Annotated in this window: 16 protein-coding genes; 7 read left to right on the forward strand and 9 right to left on the reverse strand. The window is 65.5% G+C overall.

The features are described from left to right. Positions 1–113: 113 nt before the first annotated feature. Both rpsA and coaE read left to right on the forward strand, forming a co-directional pair. Positions 114–1,559: a 30S ribosomal protein S1 gene (gene rpsA / locus C1A30_RS20770; protein ID WP_101949987.1), complete on the forward strand. Its 1,446-nt coding sequence runs from the start codon at positions 114–116 to the stop codon at positions 1,557–1,559. A gap of 12 nt (positions 1,560–1,571) precedes the next feature. Beyond that, complete coding sequence (coaE, locus tag C1A30_RS20775; RefSeq protein WP_101949988.1) at positions 1,572–2,732, forward strand: dephospho-CoA kinase; 1,161 nt, start codon at positions 1,572–1,574, stop codon at positions 2,730–2,732. Here the strand turns inward: coaE and C1A30_RS20780 are convergent. The 5 genes from C1A30_RS20780 to C1A30_RS20805 all read right to left on the reverse strand — a co-directional run bounded on the left by C1A30_RS20780 (position 2,729) and on the right by C1A30_RS20805 (position 6,498). Then, positions 2,729–3,298 carry a hypothetical protein gene (locus C1A30_RS20780; protein WP_101949989.1) on the reverse strand — a complete coding sequence of 190 codons (570 nt, stop codon included), beginning with the start codon at positions 3,296–3,298 and terminating at the stop codon, positions 2,729–2,731. The genes coaE and C1A30_RS20780 overlap by 4 nt on opposite strands. Before the next feature lie 243 nt (positions 3,299–3,541). Next, positions 3,542–4,438: a non-homologous end-joining DNA ligase gene (gene ligD / locus C1A30_RS20790; RefSeq protein WP_101949990.1), complete on the reverse strand. Its 897-nt coding sequence runs from the start codon at positions 4,436–4,438 to the stop codon at positions 3,542–3,544. Further along, positions 4,438–5,382, reverse strand: coding sequence for a non-homologous end-joining DNA ligase (gene ligD, locus C1A30_RS20795; protein ID WP_101949991.1), 945 nt, complete (start codon positions 5,380–5,382; stop codon positions 4,438–4,440). Before ligD (C1A30_RS20795) ends, ligD (C1A30_RS20790) begins: the two co-directional genes overlap by 1 nt. Positions 5,383–5,411: 29 nt before the next feature. Then, positions 5,412–5,918, reverse strand: coding sequence for a DUF402 domain-containing protein (locus C1A30_RS20800; protein WP_101950364.1), 507 nt, complete (start codon positions 5,916–5,918; stop codon positions 5,412–5,414). Between the two features lie 25 nt (positions 5,919–5,943). Next, positions 5,944–6,498, reverse strand: a complete 555-nt coding sequence (locus C1A30_RS20805; RefSeq protein ID WP_101950365.1) for a TetR/AcrR family transcriptional regulator — start codon at positions 6,496–6,498, stop codon at positions 5,944–5,946. A gap of 53 nt (positions 6,499–6,551) precedes the next feature. Here C1A30_RS20805 and C1A30_RS20810 point away from each other — a divergent pair, with 53 nt between their 5' ends. From C1A30_RS20810 to C1A30_RS20820, 3 genes are read left to right on the forward strand one after another with little or no spacing between them, the layout of a single operon-like run. Continuing rightward, positions 6,552–7,331 (forward strand): crotonase/enoyl-CoA hydratase family protein, encoded by a 780-nt coding sequence (locus C1A30_RS20810; RefSeq protein WP_101949992.1) that lies wholly within the window; start codon positions 6,552–6,554, stop codon positions 7,329–7,331. A gap of 45 nt (positions 7,332–7,376) precedes the next feature. Next, positions 7,377–9,527, forward strand: coding sequence for an excinuclease ABC subunit UvrB (uvrB, locus tag C1A30_RS20815; RefSeq protein ID WP_101950366.1), 2,151 nt, complete (start codon positions 7,377–7,379; stop codon positions 9,525–9,527). 39 nt (positions 9,528–9,566) lie between these two features. After that, a complete protein-coding gene (locus C1A30_RS20820; RefSeq protein WP_101949993.1) occupies positions 9,567–10,988 on the forward strand; it encodes an MFS transporter in 1,422 nt (473 codons plus the stop codon). A gap of 4 nt (positions 10,989–10,992) precedes the next feature. Here C1A30_RS20820 and C1A30_RS20825 read toward each other — a convergent pair whose 3' ends face one another. After that, the gene (locus C1A30_RS20825) at positions 10,993–11,370 is read right to left on the reverse strand and encodes a hypothetical protein (protein ID WP_369974142.1); all 378 of its coding nucleotides are present in this window, start codon (positions 11,368–11,370) and stop codon (positions 10,993–10,995) included. A gap of 194 nt (positions 11,371–11,564) precedes the next feature. On the opposite strand from C1A30_RS20825, the gene C1A30_RS20830 reads away from it, so the two are divergent. Further along, a complete protein-coding gene (locus C1A30_RS20830; RefSeq protein ID WP_101949994.1) occupies positions 11,565–13,274 on the forward strand; it encodes an FAD-dependent monooxygenase in 1,710 nt (569 codons plus the stop codon). Between the two features lie 449 nt (positions 13,275–13,723). Here the strand turns inward: C1A30_RS20830 and C1A30_RS36110 are convergent, their stop codons facing one another. Beyond that, positions 13,724–13,930 carry a hypothetical protein gene (locus C1A30_RS36110; protein ID WP_235010022.1) on the reverse strand — a complete coding sequence of 69 codons (207 nt, stop codon included), beginning with the start codon at positions 13,928–13,930 and terminating at the stop codon, positions 13,724–13,726. 260 nt (positions 13,931–14,190) lie between these two features. Here C1A30_RS36110 and C1A30_RS20840 point away from each other — a divergent pair, with 260 nt between their 5' ends. Further along, a complete protein-coding gene (locus C1A30_RS20840; RefSeq protein WP_101949995.1) occupies positions 14,191–14,790 on the forward strand; it encodes a TetR/AcrR family transcriptional regulator in 600 nt (199 codons plus the stop codon). A 27-nt stretch (positions 14,791–14,817) separates the two neighbouring features. On the opposite strand, the gene C1A30_RS20845 is transcribed toward C1A30_RS20840, so the two are convergent. Then, complete coding sequence (locus tag C1A30_RS20845) at positions 14,818–15,609, reverse strand: alpha/beta hydrolase (RefSeq protein WP_101949996.1); 792 nt, start codon at positions 15,607–15,609, stop codon at positions 14,818–14,820. Continuing rightward, a complete protein-coding gene (locus tag C1A30_RS20850; protein ID WP_101949997.1) occupies positions 15,597–16,439 on the reverse strand; it encodes a class I SAM-dependent methyltransferase in 843 nt (280 codons plus the stop codon). The genes C1A30_RS20845 and C1A30_RS20850 overlap by 13 nt, the downstream gene beginning before the upstream one ends. Positions 16,440–16,446: the final 7 nt, after the last annotated feature.

Here is a 16,446-nt window from a genome sequence, read left to right on the forward strand (position 1 = left end):
GTCGAGTAACCTCGACAGGTACTCGTCTGTGGTTTTGCGATCTCTGCTGCGGGTGCACAAACAACAAAAGTCCCATGTCCCTACGATCAAACCTGTCCGGAGCAACCCACCACATGCCAAGTCCCTCCGTCACCTCGCCACAAGTAGCCGTCAACGACATTGGCTCGAGCGAGGACTTTCTCGCCGCCATCGACAAAACCATCAAATACTTCAACGATGGCGACATCGTCGAGGGAACCATCGTCAAGGTTGACCGTGACGAGGTCCTACTCGACATCGGTTACAAGACCGAAGGCGTCATCCCTTCCCGTGAGCTCTCCATCAAGCACGACGTCGACCCCAACGAGGTCGTCTCCGTCGGCGATGAGGTCGAAGCTCTGGTCCTCACCAAGGAGGACAAGGAAGGCCGCCTGATCCTGTCCAAGAAGCGCGCTCAGTACGAGCGGGCCTGGGGCACCATCGAAGAGCTCAAGGAGAAGGACGAGGCCGTCAAGGGCACCGTCATCGAGGTCGTCAAGGGCGGCCTGATCCTCGACATCGGCCTGCGCGGCTTCCTGCCCGCGTCGCTGGTCGAGATGCGGCGCGTCCGCGATCTGCAGCCGTACATCGGCAAGGAGATCGAGGCCAAGATCATCGAGCTGGACAAGAACCGCAACAACGTGGTGCTGTCGCGCCGTGCCTGGCTGGAGCAGACCCAGTCCGAGGTGCGCAGCGAGTTCCTCAACCAGCTGCAGAAGGGCGCCATCCGCAAGGGTGTCGTGTCCTCGATCGTCAACTTCGGCGCGTTCGTCGATCTCGGTGGTGTCGACGGCCTGGTGCACGTCTCCGAGCTGTCCTGGAAGCACATCGACCACCCGTCCGAGGTCGTCCAGGTGGGCGACGAGGTCACCGTCGAGGTGCTCGACGTCGACATGGACCGCGAGCGGGTTTCGTTGTCGCTCAAGGCAACTCAGGAAGACCCGTGGCGTCACTTCGCCCGTACCCACGCGATCGGCCAGATCGTGCCCGGCAAGGTCACCAAGCTGGTGCCGTTCGGCGCGTTCGTCCGCGTCGAGGAGGGCATCGAGGGTCTGGTGCACATCTCGGAGCTGTCCGAGCGCCACGTCGAGGTCCCGGACCAGGTGGTCCAGGTCGGCGACGACGCGATGGTCAAGGTCATCGATATCGACCTGGAGCGTCGCCGCATCTCGCTGAGCCTCAAGCAAGCCAACGAGGACTACACCGAGGAGTTTGACCCGTCGAAGTACGGCATGGCCGACAGCTACGACGAGCAGGGCAACTACATCTTCCCCGAGGGCTTCGACCCCGAGACCAACGAATGGCTCGAGGGCTTCGAGAAGCAGCGTGAGGAGTGGGAGTCCCGCTACGCCGAAGCCGAGCGCAGGCACAAGATGCACACCGCGCAGATGGAGAAGTTCGCCGCTGCCGAGGCCGAAGAGGCGGCGCGGCCATCGTCCGCGAACGGCGCTTCGCGCGGCGACGAGCCGGCAGCCGGTGGGTCGCTGGCCAGCGACGCCCAGCTGGCGGCGCTGCGGGAGAAGCTGGCCGGCAGCGCCTAACTGGCCTGCTGGATGCTTCGCATCGGCCTGACCGGCGGTATCGGCGCCGGTAAATCGACGGTGGCCGCCGCATTCGCGGAATGCGGCGGCATCATCGTCGACGGCGACGTCATCGCGCGCGAGGTCGTCGAACCCGGTACCGAGGGGCTGGCTGCACTGGTCGACGCGTTCGGTGCGGACATCCTGCTGCCCGACGGTGCGCTCAACCGGCCCGCACTGGCGGCAAGGGCGTTCGTCGACGACGAGAAGCGCGCGAAGCTGAACGGCATCGTGCATCCGCTGGTCGCCCGACGGCGCGAAGAGATCCTCGACGCCGTGCACGAGGACGCGGTGGTCGTGGAGGACATCCCGCTGCTGGTGGAAACCGGTCTGGCGCCGTTGTTTCCGCTCGTCGTGGTGGTCACTGCCGACGAGGAAACCCGGGTCGAGCGGCTGATCAAGCGCGGAATGGACGAGGCTGACGCCCGCGCACGCATCAAAGCACAGGCACCCGAGGACCAGCGGCGCGCGATAGCCGATGTGCTGCTGGATAATTCGGGTTCCGCGGGCGAACTGGTGGAGAAAGCCCGTGACCTCTGGTACCACCGTGTGCTGCCCTTGGCGCACAACATCCGCACCCGCCAGTGCGCGCCGCGGGTTTACCAACTGGGGCCGTATGACTCGAAATGGCCCGAGGACGCCCGACGGATCAGCAAGCGCCTCGAAATGGCTTGTGGCGCAAAGGCGTTACGGATAGACCACATCGGGTCCACTGCGGTACCCGGGATGGACGCCAAGGACGTGATCGACATGCAGATCACGGTCGCGTCGCTCGATGTCGCCGACGAGATCAACGACCCGCTGGCGAAGGTCGGCTTTCCGCGCATCGAGCACATCACGGCCGACACCCCGCATACCGAGGACGACGCGCTGTGGCGCAAGCGGATTCACTGCGCCGCTGATCCCGGAAGGCCGGCCAACATTCACATCAGGGTCGACGGCTGGCCCGGACAACGGTTTGCGCTGCTGTTCCGGGACTGGCTGGCTGCCAACCCCGGTGTGCAGACCGACTATCTGGCCGCCAAGCGCCGCGCGTTGACCGCCCCCGACTACGCCGAGGCGAAGGAACCGTGGTTCGCCGACGTGTACGGCCGCGCCCTGCAATGGGCCGACGCGACCGGGTGGCGGCCCTAGGCGGCAGCCGGCGGGGGAGCCTCGGCAGGCGGAGCCGCCGGTTGCGGTGTCGCCTGTTCGCCCGCTACCGGAATGTCGAGTGGCGCGCCACACTGCAGCACGCCGTACAGCGGATCGTCTTTGGGATGGAACAACCGCGGTGCGATGAACTGATCGGCCTGCGCGATGATCTGGTCGTCGGCCAGGATTTCACAGTGCAGATTCGACCCGTAGGGCCACTGGATCGACACCTCCATGCCCGCCTGCTTGGGGTCGTCGAGCACGGTGTTCACCTCGAACGTCTGCCCGGGCAGTAGCGTCGGCGTCTCGCTGTTGACGTTGTGGTCGTCCATCTTGTACGCGACCACCGCGCCCCGCGACGTCCCGGTGGCGCGGGCCCGGTAGGTGATGTTGTGCTTCAACCCGTCGCCGGGTGCAGGTTGCACCTGCTCGACGGGGGCGGGCGGCGCATCGGTCTGAGGTCCAGGATCCGGATCGGCGACTGCGGTTGCCGGAGCCAACTGCGTGCAGGCGCCGACGATCGCGGCGGCCGCGAGCACCCGCCATCCGCGCATGGTGGAACTCATGACAGCCGACCTTACCGTCGTCGGCTGCCGAACAGCGACGTCGATACCGGTCGACCACGGCCGAACAGCGTGATCCCGACGTGCGGACCTGCGGTTATGTGCCATCACAAGATCATCGCGCACGAGCGGACGAGCGTTACCCCAGGGTGCAGCACGCCGGCGTCGCGCACGTCGACCGCCCGTATCCGCCGGCCCGGCAGCTCATCGGCCAGCGCGCGACGGAACCCCTCTACATGGGGCAACTCAGGCACGGAGCTTGATAAGACGTTCGGCCGGACGGGTCAAGGAGCGGGCGTGTTTGCGAATGTCCGCCCACGGGTCTCCCTGCGCTGCAACACGTTTCAACACATCGCCCAGGCCAAAGCCGTCAGGCCGCAGTCCGCGCTTCTGCAGTTCGTCCCACTCCAGCGGAGTGGCGACCGGAGCACCGCGGCGTGCCCGCACCGTGTACGGGGCTGCGGCGGTCTGTGCGTACGCATTGCGCATCACGTCGACGTAGATCCGGTCGCCGCGCTTGTCCTTGCGCTGCTCGACAGTCCGGTGCGCGGGATCGTCCGCTGCGACGATCTCGGCGACGTCGCGGGCGAACTGTCTGACCGTGTCGAAGTCCGGTCCGCGGGTCAGCGGCGCGACGATATGCAGTCCCCGCGATCCGGTGGCCTTCAGATACGGCGCAAGGCCGAGATCGCGCAGCACGTCACCACAGGCTTGGGCGGCGGCGCGCACCGGCGCGAAGTCCTCAGTTGAAGGATCCAGATCGAAGATGACCTGATCGGGCTCATCGAGCCGGTCGCGCCGCGACAGCCACGAATGCACGACGAGGCAGTTCTGATTGGCCAGCCACATCAAGGCGTCGCGGCGATCGACGACTGGGTGCACGACTGTGCCGCCCTCCTTCGTGACCTCAGCCGAGCCCATCCACTCGGGCAGCGTGTCGGAGAAGTCCTGCTGCACAAAGCCGCGTTGACCGATGCCGCGGGGGTATCGCCACAACGTGAGTGGCCTGTCCTTCAGATGCGGCACCATCACGTCGGCGATTTCGGCGTAGTAACCGACCACGTCGCCCTTGGTGATGCCGTCGTCGGGGAACACCACGCGATCCGGATGCGTGATCTCGACGACCCTCGGTCTCGAAGCCATCAGTGCGTCTCCCTCACCACCTCGTCGGGGCTCTTGTCCGTGCGCAGCCCGAGATACCGGGGGTGCCGCAGCTTGCCGTCACGGGTCCATTCGCTGAACGCCACCTGGGCCACCAGTTGCGGTCGTACCCAGTGCACGCTCGGCTCGCGCACCAACCCTTTGGTGACCGGTGACGTCGGTTGTTCGATGCGCACCAACTGTTCGTGCAGGGTCCGCAGTGTCGCGTCGTCGAACCCGGTGCCGACCTTGCCCGCATAGACCAGCTCCCGGCCGTCGTAGTAGCCGAGCAGCAGCGCTCCCAGCCCCACCCGGGCACCCTTCGGGGCGGTGTACCCGACGACCACGAACTCCTGATCGCGGCTGCACTTGAACTTCAACCAGTGGCGCGAGCGACCGCCCTCGTAGGCCGATTCGGCCAACTTGGCTATCACGCCTTCGTCGCCGCGTTCGCAAGCAGCGCGATACGCCGCTTCACCGTCCTTGACTCGGTGGGTGGTGAAGCGCAGGGGATCTTGAAAGTGGAAGCTGTTGCGTAGCAGACGTTTACGCTCCAACAGCGGCCGATCAGTGATGTCTTCACCATTCAGGTTCAGCAGGTCGAACGCGTAGTAGAAGACAGGAATGCCCGACGCCTTGGCCAGGGTGGGGTCCGTGATCCCCGAGCGGCCCTGCAGTCGCGCGAAGCTCGTCCGTCGTCCCTCGAACGCGACGATCTCGCCATCCATGACGAACTGAGTCGGCGCCTGCGCTGCCAGTGCTTCGACGATCTCCGGATAGGTGTTGTTCAGCGACAAGCGGTTTCGCGATAGCAGCCGTATCCGGCCGTGGTCCCGGAAAGCAAGTCCGCGCACTCCGTCCAGCTTGCGCTCGAAGATCCAATCGGGGTCGGAGAACCGCTCGTCGGTGAGGGTCGCAAGAGTAGGGGACTGCCAGTCCGGAACCATCTCCCCGGCATACCCGCCACGGTGGGGGGCTATGCCGGGCGCCAGGTGAGCGACATCCCGCTGTCGGCCAGCCAGCGGTTCAAGTCGTAGTCGTGCCGGGACAAGCCGTCGATGGCGGACACCGCGGTCTGGACGGCCTGTTCGCCGGTCTCGGGCGTCAGCAGACCGTGGCGGACGGCGGTCAGCAGTTCGTCCACGTCAGACAGTTCCACACCGATGCCGGTGCGGACGATGAGGTCGAGGTAGTGGTCCTCGGCGTGCCAGGCGTTGGGACCCGCCGTGTAGCGGCCGACGTCGAGGTAGTAGTCCTGGTCGAGCTCGTAGCCGGGGTTGAAGTGGAACACCGTCGCGCGCAGGTTCAGCGACGGCAGCAGCCATGACTCCATGTAGTGGAACTGGGCGCGGCCGGGCGTCGGCCGCGCCATGTACAGACCCCACGGTTCGACGGTGTAGACGTCGACTGCCCGCACGATGCCCTTCGGATCGGTGTTGGTGCGGGCGGCTAGATCGAATGTCTCGTGCTTGGGTGCGTGAATAGGGTCAGCATAGGCCGCTGCGGAGTCATCGGTCGTGCCAGGAGATCGCGGTGCGCAAAGTCGCCTCCAGCGCGCGATGCACGTCGCGCAACGGCCGGATGTCGCGGCGGGCACGGCACATCAGGATGGCGCCTTCGATGCCCGCGACGACGAGCGTGGCTAACCGGCGGGCGTCGGTGCGGCCGACGCCCGCGCCGAGCAGCGCATGCGCGATCAAATCCTGCCAACGCGCGAACGCCGCGGCAGCGGCTGCCGTCGCCGTCGTCCCCGCGTCGGCCTCGGCGGCGACAGCAACAACCGGGCATCCGGCCCGAAAGTTGCTGTCCTCGAGCACCTCTCGCCAGGTGTCCACGAAGATGCCGAGCGTGACGACGGGGTCACCCTCCTCGGCCGCACGGGCGATCCGGCGCTCGATGACGCCGGATGCCCACTCCACCGTGTCAGCCGCCAACTGTTCCTTGCCGCCGGGGAAGTGGTGATAGATCGAACCGCGCGGCGCGCCGCTGTGCTCGATGACGTCACGAAAACCCGTGCCGCTGTAGCCGTTCTCTCGGAACAGCAAAGCGGCACTCTCAATCATCCGGGTTCGGCTGTCGCTGGCTATGACGACCATCATAGTCTATCGTCAGCACTATGCCAACTGTCATAGTCGAATCCCGCGACCACGTTCTGCACATGGGGCTGAACCGGCCGGCAAAGCGAAACGCATTCAACGTCGAGATGTTGGAGGAGCTCGGCCGCGCCTACGAACGCCTCGAGCGCGACGACGGTCTCCGCGCGGGGGTGCTGTACGCCGAAGGGGACAACTTCACCGCGGGCCTCGATCTGGCCGACGTGGCGCCCCGGCTGATGAACGGGTCACTGACCTTTCCCGACGATGCGCGCAATCCGTGGCGCAACGACGGCAGGCCGTGGACGAAGCCGGTGGTGGCCGCCACCCACGGCTGGTGCATGACCCTCGGCATCGAACTGCTGCTGGCGGCCGACATCCGCATCGCGGCCACCGACGCCCGCTTCGCCCAACTCGAGGTTCAGCGCGGTATCTATCCCTTTGGTGGGGCCACCACCCGACTGCCCCGCGACGCCGGCTGGGGCAATGCAATGCGCTGGTTGCTGACCGGCGACGAGTTCGACGCCGTCGAGGCCATGCGCATCGGCCTGGTGCAGGAGGTCGTCGCGCCCGGCGACCAGGTCGACCGTGCGGTTGAACTGGCCAAACGGATCGCGTCGCGGTCGGCACCGCTGGCGGTAGGCGCCACGCTGGCCGCCGCGCAGCGGGCGAATCGGGAGGGTGAGCGGGCGGCCGAAGACCGCTTCACCGAAGATGTCGTCGCGCTGTTGGGGACCGCCGACGGTGCGGAGGGTGTGCAGGCCTTCATCGAGCGACGTCAACCGCGGTTCGTGGGCGCCTGATCGGCGGGAACAACCTATGTCGGTGCCTGGTTCTACCCTGTGAACATGGCTTTCGCTACCGAACATCCCGTGCTTGCGCACTCGGAGTATCGCGCCGTCGACGAGATCGTGCGGACCGGCGGTCGCTTCGAGGTGGTCAGCCAGTACGCACCCGCGGGTGATCAGCCGGCGGCCATCGACGACCTGGAGCGCCGGATCAAGGCGGGGGAGCGCGACGTGGTGCTCCTGGGTGCCACCGGTACCGGCAAGTCGGCCACCACGGCATGGCTGATCGAGCGGCTGCAGCGGCCCACCCTGGTGATGGCGCCCAACAAGACGCTGGCCGCGCAGCTCGCGAACGAACTGCGAGAGATGTTGCCGCACAACGCTGTCGAGTACTTCGTGTCCTACTACGACTATTACCAGCCCGAGGCGTACATCGCGCAGACCGACACGTACATCGAAAAGGACAGCTCGATCAATGACGACGTCGAGCGGCTGCGGCACTCGGCGACGTCGAGCCTGCTGTCCCGTCGCGACGTGGTGGTGGTCGCATCGGTGTCCTGCATCTACGGCCTCGGCACGCCGCAGTCGTACCTCGACCGGTCGGTCGAACTGCAGGTCGGGCAGGAGGTGCCCCGCGACGCATTGCTCCGCCTGCTCGTCGACGTCCAGTACACCCGCAACGACATGGCGTTCACCCGCGGTTCGTTCCGCGTCCGGGGTGACACCGTCGAGATCATCCCGTCCTACGAAGAGCTCGCGGTCCGCATCGAGTTCTTCGGTGACGAGGTCGAGGCGCTGTACTACCTGCACCCGCTGACCGGCGACATCGTCCGCAAGGTCGACTCGCTGCGGATTTTCCCGGCCACCCACTACGTGGCGGGTCCCGAGCGGATGGCGCAGGCGATCTCGACCATCGAGGCCGAACTCGAAGAGCGGTTGGCCGAACTCGAAGGTCAGGGCAAGCTGCTCGAGGCGCAGCGGCTACGGATGCGCACCAACTACGACATCGAGATGATGCGCCAGGTCGGGTTCTGCTCGGGCATCGAGAACTACTCGCGCCACATCGACGGCAGGCCGGCGGGTTCGGCGCCGGCCACCCTGCTGGACTACTTCCCCGAGGATTTCCTGCTCGTCATCGACGAGTCACACGTGACCGTGCCGCAGATCGGCGGCATGTACGAAGGCGACATCTCCCGTAAGCGGAATTTGGTGGACTTCGGTTTCCGGCTGCCGTCGGCCATCGACAACCGCCCGCTGACGTGGGAGGAGTTCGCCGACCGCATCGGGCAGACGGTCTACTTGTCGGCCACGCCAGGGCCGTACGAACTCAGCCAGGCCGGGGGCGAGTTCGTCGAACAGGTGATCCGCCCGACCGGCCTCGTCGACCCGAAGGTGGTCGTCAAACCGACCAAGGGCCAGATCGACGACCTGATCGGCGAGATCCGCAAGCGCGCCGAAGCCGACGAGCGGGTGCTGGTCACCACGCTGACCAAGAAGATGGCCGAAGACCTGACCGACTACCTGCTCGAGATGGGCATCCGGGTGCGGTATCTGCATTCGGAAGTGGACACGTTGCGCCGCGTCGAATTGCTGCGTCAGCTGCGACTCGGTGACTACGACGTGCTGGTCGGCATCAACCTGCTGCGCGAAGGTCTCGACCTGCCCGAGGTGTCGCTGGTGGCGATCCTCGACGCCGACAAGGAAGGGTTCCTGCGGTCGACCCGCAGCCTGATTCAGACCATCGGTCGCGCCGCCCGCAACGTATCGGGCGAGGTGCACATGTACGCCGACAACATCACCGAGTCGATGCGCGAGGCCATCGACGAGACGGAGCGCCGCCGCGCCAAGCAGATCGCGTACAACGAGGAGCACGGCATCGATCCGAAGCCGTTGCGCAAGAAGATCGCCGACATTCTCGACCAGGTGTACCGCGAGGCCGACGACGTCGAAGTGGGCGGCTCCGGCCGCAACGCCTCTCGCGGCCGTCGCGCGCAGGGGGAGCCCGGTCGGGCGGTCAGTGCGGGCATCGTCGAGGGCCGCGACACCTCGAACATGCCGCGGGCCGAGCTGGCCGATCTGATCAAGGACCTGACCGAGCAGATGATGGCGGCCGCGCGGGACCTGCAATTCGAGTTGGCCGCCCGCTTCCGGGATGAGATCGCCGACTTGAAGAAGGAACTGCGCGGTATGGACGCCGCGGGTCTCAAATAAGTTGACCTCAACAGCGGTTGAGCTCCTAACGTGAGTCGGGTGAGTGACACCCCGACGATCGCTGCAGGCAGCTGGCGTGAACTGCTCGGCCCGAGGAACCTCGGTGCGTCCACCGTGCTGGCCGGTGGGGTGGCGTTGTACGCGACGAACGAGTTCCTCACCATCAGCCTGATGCCCAGTGCGGTCGCCGACATCGGCGGCCAGCGTTACTACGCGTGGGTGACGACGGTGTATCTGGTCGCCTCGGTGGTGGCCGCCACCACCGTGCATTCACTACTGCTGCGGCTCGGTCCACGGTGGGCATACCTGTTGGGGCTCAGCGTGTTCGGCGTGGGCAGCCTCGCCTGTGCGGTGGCGCCCACCATGGAGATTCTGCTCGCGGGCCGCGCGGTCCAGGGCGCGGCGGGCGGCCTGTTGGCCGGACTCGGCTACGCGGTCATCAACACCGCGCTGCCGAGTTCACTGCGGACCAAGGCGTCGGCGCTGGTGTCCGCGATGTGGGGAGTCGGAACCCTGGTCGGGCCTGCGGCCGGCGGTCTGTTCTCCCAATTCAGTTCCTGGCGTTGGGCTTTCGGCATGTTGGTGGTGCTCACCGCGGCCATGGCGGTGCTGGTCCCCGTCGCATTGCCCGCTCGGGACAGCGCCGAAGTGGATCGGGCGCACACGCCGATTCCAGTGTGGTCGCTGCTTCTGCTCGGCGCCGCCGCGCTCGCGGTCAGCGTGGCAGGCATTCCGCACGATTGGCGTGCGACGGCGGCGCTGTTGGCCCTCGGCGCCGCGCTGGTGGTCACTTTCGTCTACGTCGACCGGCGTCTGCCCGCGGCAGTGCTACCGCCGAGCACCTTCGGTTCCGGGCCGTTGAAGTGGATTTACCTGACGCTCGGGGTTTTGATGGCCGCGACGATGGCCGACATGTATGTGCCCTTGTTCGGTCAGCACCTCGCGCAACTCACGCCGGTGGCGGCCGGATTCCTCGGCGCCGGCCTCGCGGTCGGGTGGACTGTCGGCGAAATCAGCAGCGCATCGCTGCGTGACAACCGGGTGATCGTTCGAACCGTGGCGGTTGCACCGCTGGTGATGGCGACGGGGCTTGCGCTGGCCGCGTTGACGCAATACGACGGCGCGTCGACCGCGCTGGTCGCGGTATGGGCGGTTGCGCTGTTGATCACCGGCGTGGGCGTGGGCATCGCGTGGCCGCACCTGTCGGCATGGGCGATGAGTTGCGTCGATGACCCCGCCGAAGGGCCCGCGGCGGCCGCGGCCATCAACACCGTCCAATTGATCTGCGGTGCGATCGGCGCGGGACTGGCCGGCGTCGTGGTCAACATGCAAGCCGCGACCGATGCGACGGCGAGTTCGCTGTTGTTCGGTGTGTTCGCCGTCCTGGCAGCCATCGGGTGCGTGGCGTCCTACCGCTCGGGCCGTGGCCAGGCCGCGACGGTCTTACCCGCATCGAGGTAGGTGATCACGACGCGGACCCGGCGGTGGTCGTCATCGGAGCGCGGGAGGCCAAGCTTCCTGTATAGACAATTGATGTAGATTCTGACGGTTCCTGTTGCCACTTCGAGTCGCCGCGCGATCCATCATCGCGGTACACGGGTACTTTGCGCGGATCGCACAGGCTGCCGCGAGTCCGTCCGTGGTGTAGGTCGGCCAACTCGAGCAGTTCAGCGGCATCGGCAGCCTGTCCGACGACTTGAAAGCCTGCCTCATCGAGCAAGCTAACCACGGCTTCACGCAGCAGCACGTAGTCGTCGGCGATCACCACCGTGTCATCGCAAACGTCATCGCCCTGACTTTCGGTAATCACCGACGGCGCAATGTTTTCCACAGCCACGGACATGCCGCACGGGGACACCTCTTCTCCCATCGAAACAGAAATAGCGATCGCAGGTGGGCGCTAAGCCAGCCGTTTTTCGATGAACCTAGTGGATGCCACCCGCGTTGTGCTGATCGAGGAGCCGCAAGCCTGGCAGTGGACTAACTGACCGGTGTTGCTGCGTTAGATCAAGTCAGTCAACGGAATCGGAGGGCGCAGTGATCGCCGATAGCTGTGATGTCCTGATCGTGGGGGCGGGACCGGTCGGTGCCACGGCAGCGCTGCTACTGGCATCGCATGGCCTCAAGTGCATCGTCGTCGAAGCACGTAAGGAGCCGCACAGCCACCCTGCGCCACAGGTGGTTTCGGCACATTCGATGGAGATCTGGCGCGGAATCGGGTTGGCGCGAGACGTGGAAACCCTGGGTGCGCCGTTGGCCGAGCTTGGCTGCATTACCTACTGCACGACGTTGACTCGCGCCGATGTCGGGCGGGTAGCGCTTGACACACAGACGAGCGCTGCCGTGCTGCCGCTGAACATACTCGAACCCTTGTTGTGGCTGAATCTGAGTGACAATCCGCGCATCGACTTTCGCCCCGGGTGGGATTATCTGTCTCACACAGACTTTGTCGACGGGGTTGCGGTGATCATCACCGACACCGCGACTGGTTCCGATGACATCATCCTGGCCGATTACGTCGTCGCCGCGGACGGCTCGTCCAGCAGTGTGAGACGCGCGCTGCAGATCGGAATGACGGGCCCCACGCTGCCGCACATGATCAGCGTGCACTTCGCGGCCGACCTCGACGATCTCCTGCGCCATCGCCAGGGCCCGGTCGTCTGGACGAATACTGTGAACGGCCCTGGCGCGCTGCTCGTCCACAGAGCGCCCAACGACTTGGAGTTCCAGTTCCCGTACTTTCCGCCGTTCGAGTCGTTGGAGGACTTCTCGGCCGCCGCTTGCCGCGACCGGATCCTGGATGCCATCGGGGAGACCAACATCGACATCGACGTGAAGTCGGTCGAATCGCGGGCGACGCGTGCCCAGGTGGCGATTTGCTATCGGAAGGGGCGCACCTTCCTGGCCGGTGACGCAGCGCATCACGTCCCGCCCACGAGCGGCCTGGGACTCAACACCGGACTCGCTGACGTCCACAACCTGGCGTGGAAACTGGCTTGGGTTGTCGGCGCGCGCGCCGCGCCCGCGCTGCTCGAAACCTATGAGCTGGAACGCCGTCCGGCTGGGATCGCCGCCGCCGCCGAAGCAGTGGCAAGTCATGACGGGATGCTGGAAATCTTTGCGGCGCTGGGATTGCCGGTGCGAGTGGCTCGGCTGCTGCCTCGACTCGTCGCCGCTCTTCCGTCGTGGTCGCCGCGACGCCCGGTCCGGGCGGTGCTCCGCGGTGTCACCGGCCTGGCATACCAACGGTCCGCGGTGGCCCACTCGTCGGGCATGTTCGGGCGGTATGTACGACGCCGGGTCGCGGCGGCCATTGCCAGGCAGGATGAGCACTACCGCGATCACACACGCGGCGCGGCCGCGCTGAACCTCCTCAGCCGCGAGAACCTGACGCTGCTCCTGCCAGGAGATGATCGGACGTGGTTGGCTGCGGCCGAAGGGCTTCCGCTGTCGCCGGTTGTGGTCACCGACAGCGAACGAAGCGTATTCGACACAGGAGGCACGGGAAATCAACCGGACGCTCTCGTGGTGCGCCCGGACGGCCGCATTGTTGCCGCTCTGCGCTCCGACCGCGACGGCGCCGCCGCGTTGCGACACGCTCTCCAAGTCGTCGCGTCGTCATTCGCGGTCAATACAAACAGTGCGAAGCAGTCAGCGACGCTGCCGGATTGCCGGTGCAGTCTCACCGGCGTCAGAAGATGGTGGTGTGCGGGGTCGAATTGCGATGCACCGAAACGTAATCCGTGACATGCAGGTGAGTCGTGAACCAGTCCCGCGCGGCCTGCGCCGCCAGCGCGAACCCGTCACCGGTATACGCAGCAAAGTGACCGCCGTCGTTCGGCCGCGGTTTCATAGGCAGCGGCCGCTAGATTCCCGCCGGTGAGCCCGTCCTCCCGGCCGACGATCATGAGCAGGGGAGTGGGAGTGATATCGGGCAGATAGTGAGCCGGTTGGCAGGCCAACCAGCACCGCGGGATCTCTGCCGACCACGGGCCTGGCCGCACACCGCCTTCACGCGCCGGTCGATTGCGGCGACAACGAACGCGTAGCCTGCGGAGAAACTCGTTCCCCACACACCGATTCGGTCAGGGTCCACCTCGATTCGGTTCTGAGCCGGGGTGATTGCGTGCTGACAGTCGCGGATCTGTTCCCACGGGTCGACCTCGTGGCGCGGTTTCCCGGGTGCTGTGCCCGATTCACCCCAGCCATGGTTGTCGAGTACGAGCACAGCCAGCCCAGCCCTGGCGAACACTTCGGAACTTGTCGAGATAGATCTTCTTCGTCGACGTCCATCCGTGCGCGATCACCACGCACGGGCTCGAGTCGGCAGCTCCATCCGCCGGATAGAACCAGGCGTGCAGTGACGCGCCCGCGGCGTCAAACAGCAGGTTTTCGCGAATCATCGTCCAGCACCTCTCAGAGGGTCGATTCGCGGCGTTGGTGGCCGCGGCCTTCGACGCGCACGAGAAACGCTTGCAGACATCTCTGCGGCCCGTCCAATACCAATTCGGTTGCGCCGCCATACCCGTCGAGCATCTTGCCGGATGCGTCGTCGGAATCCAGCGACTTTTACCGGTAGCTGACAGCATGTATGTGATAGCGGTAGTTACGCTATGGAGGTAGGCTCATACAGTTCTTTTGAGGGTGTTGTAAACGAGGAGTTATGCGGTATCCCCCGGACCAGAAGGTCAAGGCACGCGCCGCGCTGGTGCGCGCCGGCACGCGTTCGATGAACGAGGCCGGCTTCAACGGGATCGGCGTGGAAGGGCTCGCGGCGGCAGCCGGCGTCACGTCAGGAGCTTTCTACTCGAACTTCGCGAACAAGGAAGAGATGCTCGAGGCGATCGTCTGTACCGCTGGTGAGTCATTTCTCGCCGACACGGAGACGAGCGCGAAGACCGAGTGGCGGTCGCAGCTGAAGAAGTTCATTGCGGAGTACCTCAGTGACGATCACGTGACGAACCCGGGCGACGGTTGTGTGATTCCCGCCTTGAGCGCGGATGTGGCTCGAGCGAGTGCACGTACCCGTAAGGCGTGCGAGGACAGGATGTCTGTGTTGGTAGACCGAATGGCAGACACGCTCGATGGCACCCGCGCCGACCGAAAGCGGCGGGCCTGGATCATTGTTTCCGTGCTGGTAGGAGCGGTCTCGGTGGCACGCGCCATGTCTGACACCGCGATGCAGACCGAAGTGATCGCCGCTGCGCACAAGGCAACCGATCGACTTGTCTCGGAGCCGGCGAACCGCGGACCGACGGCTTAGCCGCTCCGCGCGACTGATCCGTCGATCTCAGAAACCTCGATCGGCCAGCCAAGTTTCGATGTAACCGGCGACGGCCCTCCACTGGGGTTCGAGCATCAATTCGTGGCCGGCGCCGGGGAAAAGGACGGGTTGTGTTCCGTAAGCTGCGGCGGTCCGACGTACATGGCGGGGTGGATAAACCTGGTCGCACTCTCCGCCGACGACGAGCATCTGGGTGTGAATCTTCTTGGTGTCGACGAGGTCGCCGACCACCGTATCGAACATCATCGCCCGTGTGCTGTCGGGTTGGATACGCGTGGCGAACGCATCGACCAGGCTGGCCGGTACGTCGGCGCCGAAGAACAACTCTCGGACGCCTGCGGGGCTGCCGCACAGGTGCCGTGGTTGGGCGGTGAGTGCGAATTTCGTTGAGCGCCAAGGGTGACGACGTATGCTGCGGAACAAGGAACCCAGCTGGCCGCCGCGCGGTGGGGTCGAAGCCATCAGCACCGCGGCGGGTGCCTCGTGACTCTCCAGGTATTTCTGCACCACAAAGCCGCCGATGGAATGACCCACCAGGATCGGTGGCGACGGAAGCGTCTCGACCACAGCAGCGACATCGGTGACATAGTCGCGAATCGAACACAGCCGTAGCGGTTTACCCAACGCGCTCTTCCCGTGCCCACGGAGGCTGGGCGCCAGTACGCGAAACCCACGGTCTACAAAGAAGTCGACGAAGTTGTCCTCCCAACACCAATTCGCATGCCAGGCTCCGTGCACTAAAACCAATGGGTGCCTGCGGGTATGGCCTTCGCCTCCGCGATCGATCACCTCGAGCATGCCCGGGTCCCGTTCTCATTCCGAGCCCAAGCGCATGTCTGCGGAACGAACTCGAGTTGACTGCTCGATGCAATCGCCGCGTGCCGTAGCCGCTCCGACAAGGTGTCGATCTGAACCTGGTCGGCGGTCACTGCACCTGCCGCGATCATGTGGGGGAGGACCTCGCGAGCCAGATCCACCATCCATGTCAAGAACACCGAGTCCTCGCCGCTCTCGACAAGCGTCTGAGAGAACATCTGCGGCGCAGGCAGCCCGGCGTTGACGAACACCTCGACGAACCGTCCACCGACATCGAATGCCGTGCCTTGTCGGGTGAGGGTGTAGGTCACCGCGTCGTAGATCTCGTGCAACAGCGGGATCCGTGGACTCGACTGAATGCCGCGCGTGACGTCCATCTCGTGAAGGGCGATGACGCCACCGGTTCTCACCAGTCGACGGGTAGCCCGCAAGAAGGCAGCGGGATCCGCCTGGTGGATCAGCACGTATCGGCATACCGCGGCGTCGAAATCTGCCGGACCGACGTATGTCTCGAGGTCACACCGGATGAACTCGACGTTGCTCTGGCCGAGATGGCGGAATCGCTCTCGAGCGATATCGAGAGCAGCCTCGCTGCGATCGATGCCGACCACACTGCCCGTCGGTCCGACCAGGTCTGCGATCAGTAGCGAAACATCACCTGGCCCGCAGCCGATGTCGAGCACACGCATGCCGGGCTCGATACCGGCTGCCACCAGCAGTCGTTCCGTGATGGGCCGCAACATCTCCGCTTGCCGCATGAGACGGTCGATCTCGGGGTGGGAATGGCCCAGTACGTAATTCTGGTTCGCCATTATTCGG

The organism is Mycobacterium sp. 3519A (assembly GCF_900240945.1).
Taxonomy (GTDB): Bacteria; Actinomycetota; Actinomycetes; order Mycobacteriales; family Mycobacteriaceae; genus Mycobacterium.

Excerpts from the sequence above, each read along its gene's own strand:
- rpsA (WP_101949987.1), top strand. The coding sequence starts at position 114 with ATGCCAAGTCCCTCCGTCACCTCGCCACAAGTAGCCGTCAACGACATT.
- coaE (WP_101949988.1), top strand. The coding sequence starts at position 1,572 with ATGCTTCGCATCGGCCTGACCGGCGGTATCGGCGCCGGTAAATCGACG.
- C1A30_RS20780 (WP_101949989.1), bottom strand. The coding sequence starts at position 3,298 with ATGAGTTCCACCATGCGCGGATGGCGGGTGCTCGCGGCCGCCGCGATC.
- ligD (WP_101949990.1), bottom strand. The coding sequence starts at position 4,438 with ATGGCTTCGAGACCGAGGGTCGTCGAGATCACGCATCCGGATCGCGTG.
- ligD (WP_101949991.1), bottom strand. The coding sequence starts at position 5,382 with ATGGTTCCGGACTGGCAGTCCCCTACTCTTGCGACCCTCACCGACGAG.
- C1A30_RS20805 (WP_101950365.1), bottom strand. The coding sequence starts at position 6,498 with ATGATTGAGAGTGCCGCTTTGCTGTTCCGAGAGAACGGCTACAGCGGC.
- C1A30_RS20810 (WP_101949992.1), top strand. The coding sequence starts at position 6,552 with ATGCCAACTGTCATAGTCGAATCCCGCGACCACGTTCTGCACATGGGG.
- uvrB (WP_101950366.1), top strand. The coding sequence starts at position 7,377 with ATGGCTTTCGCTACCGAACATCCCGTGCTTGCGCACTCGGAGTATCGC.
- C1A30_RS20825 (WP_369974142.1), bottom strand. The coding sequence starts at position 11,370 with ATGTCCGTGGCTGTGGAAAACATTGCGCCGTCGGTGATTACCGAAAGT.
- C1A30_RS36110 (WP_235010022.1), bottom strand. The coding sequence starts at position 13,930 with ATGATTCGCGAAAACCTGCTGTTTGACGCCGCGGGCGCGTCACTGCAC.
- C1A30_RS20840 (WP_101949995.1), top strand. The coding sequence starts at position 14,191 with ATGCGGTATCCCCCGGACCAGAAGGTCAAGGCACGCGCCGCGCTGGTG.
- C1A30_RS20845 (WP_101949996.1), bottom strand. The coding sequence starts at position 15,609 with ATGCTCGAGGTGATCGATCGCGGAGGCGAAGGCCATACCCGCAGGCAC.
- C1A30_RS20850 (WP_101949997.1), bottom strand. The coding sequence starts at position 16,439 with ATGGCGAACCAGAATTACGTACTGGGCCATTCCCACCCCGAGATCGAC.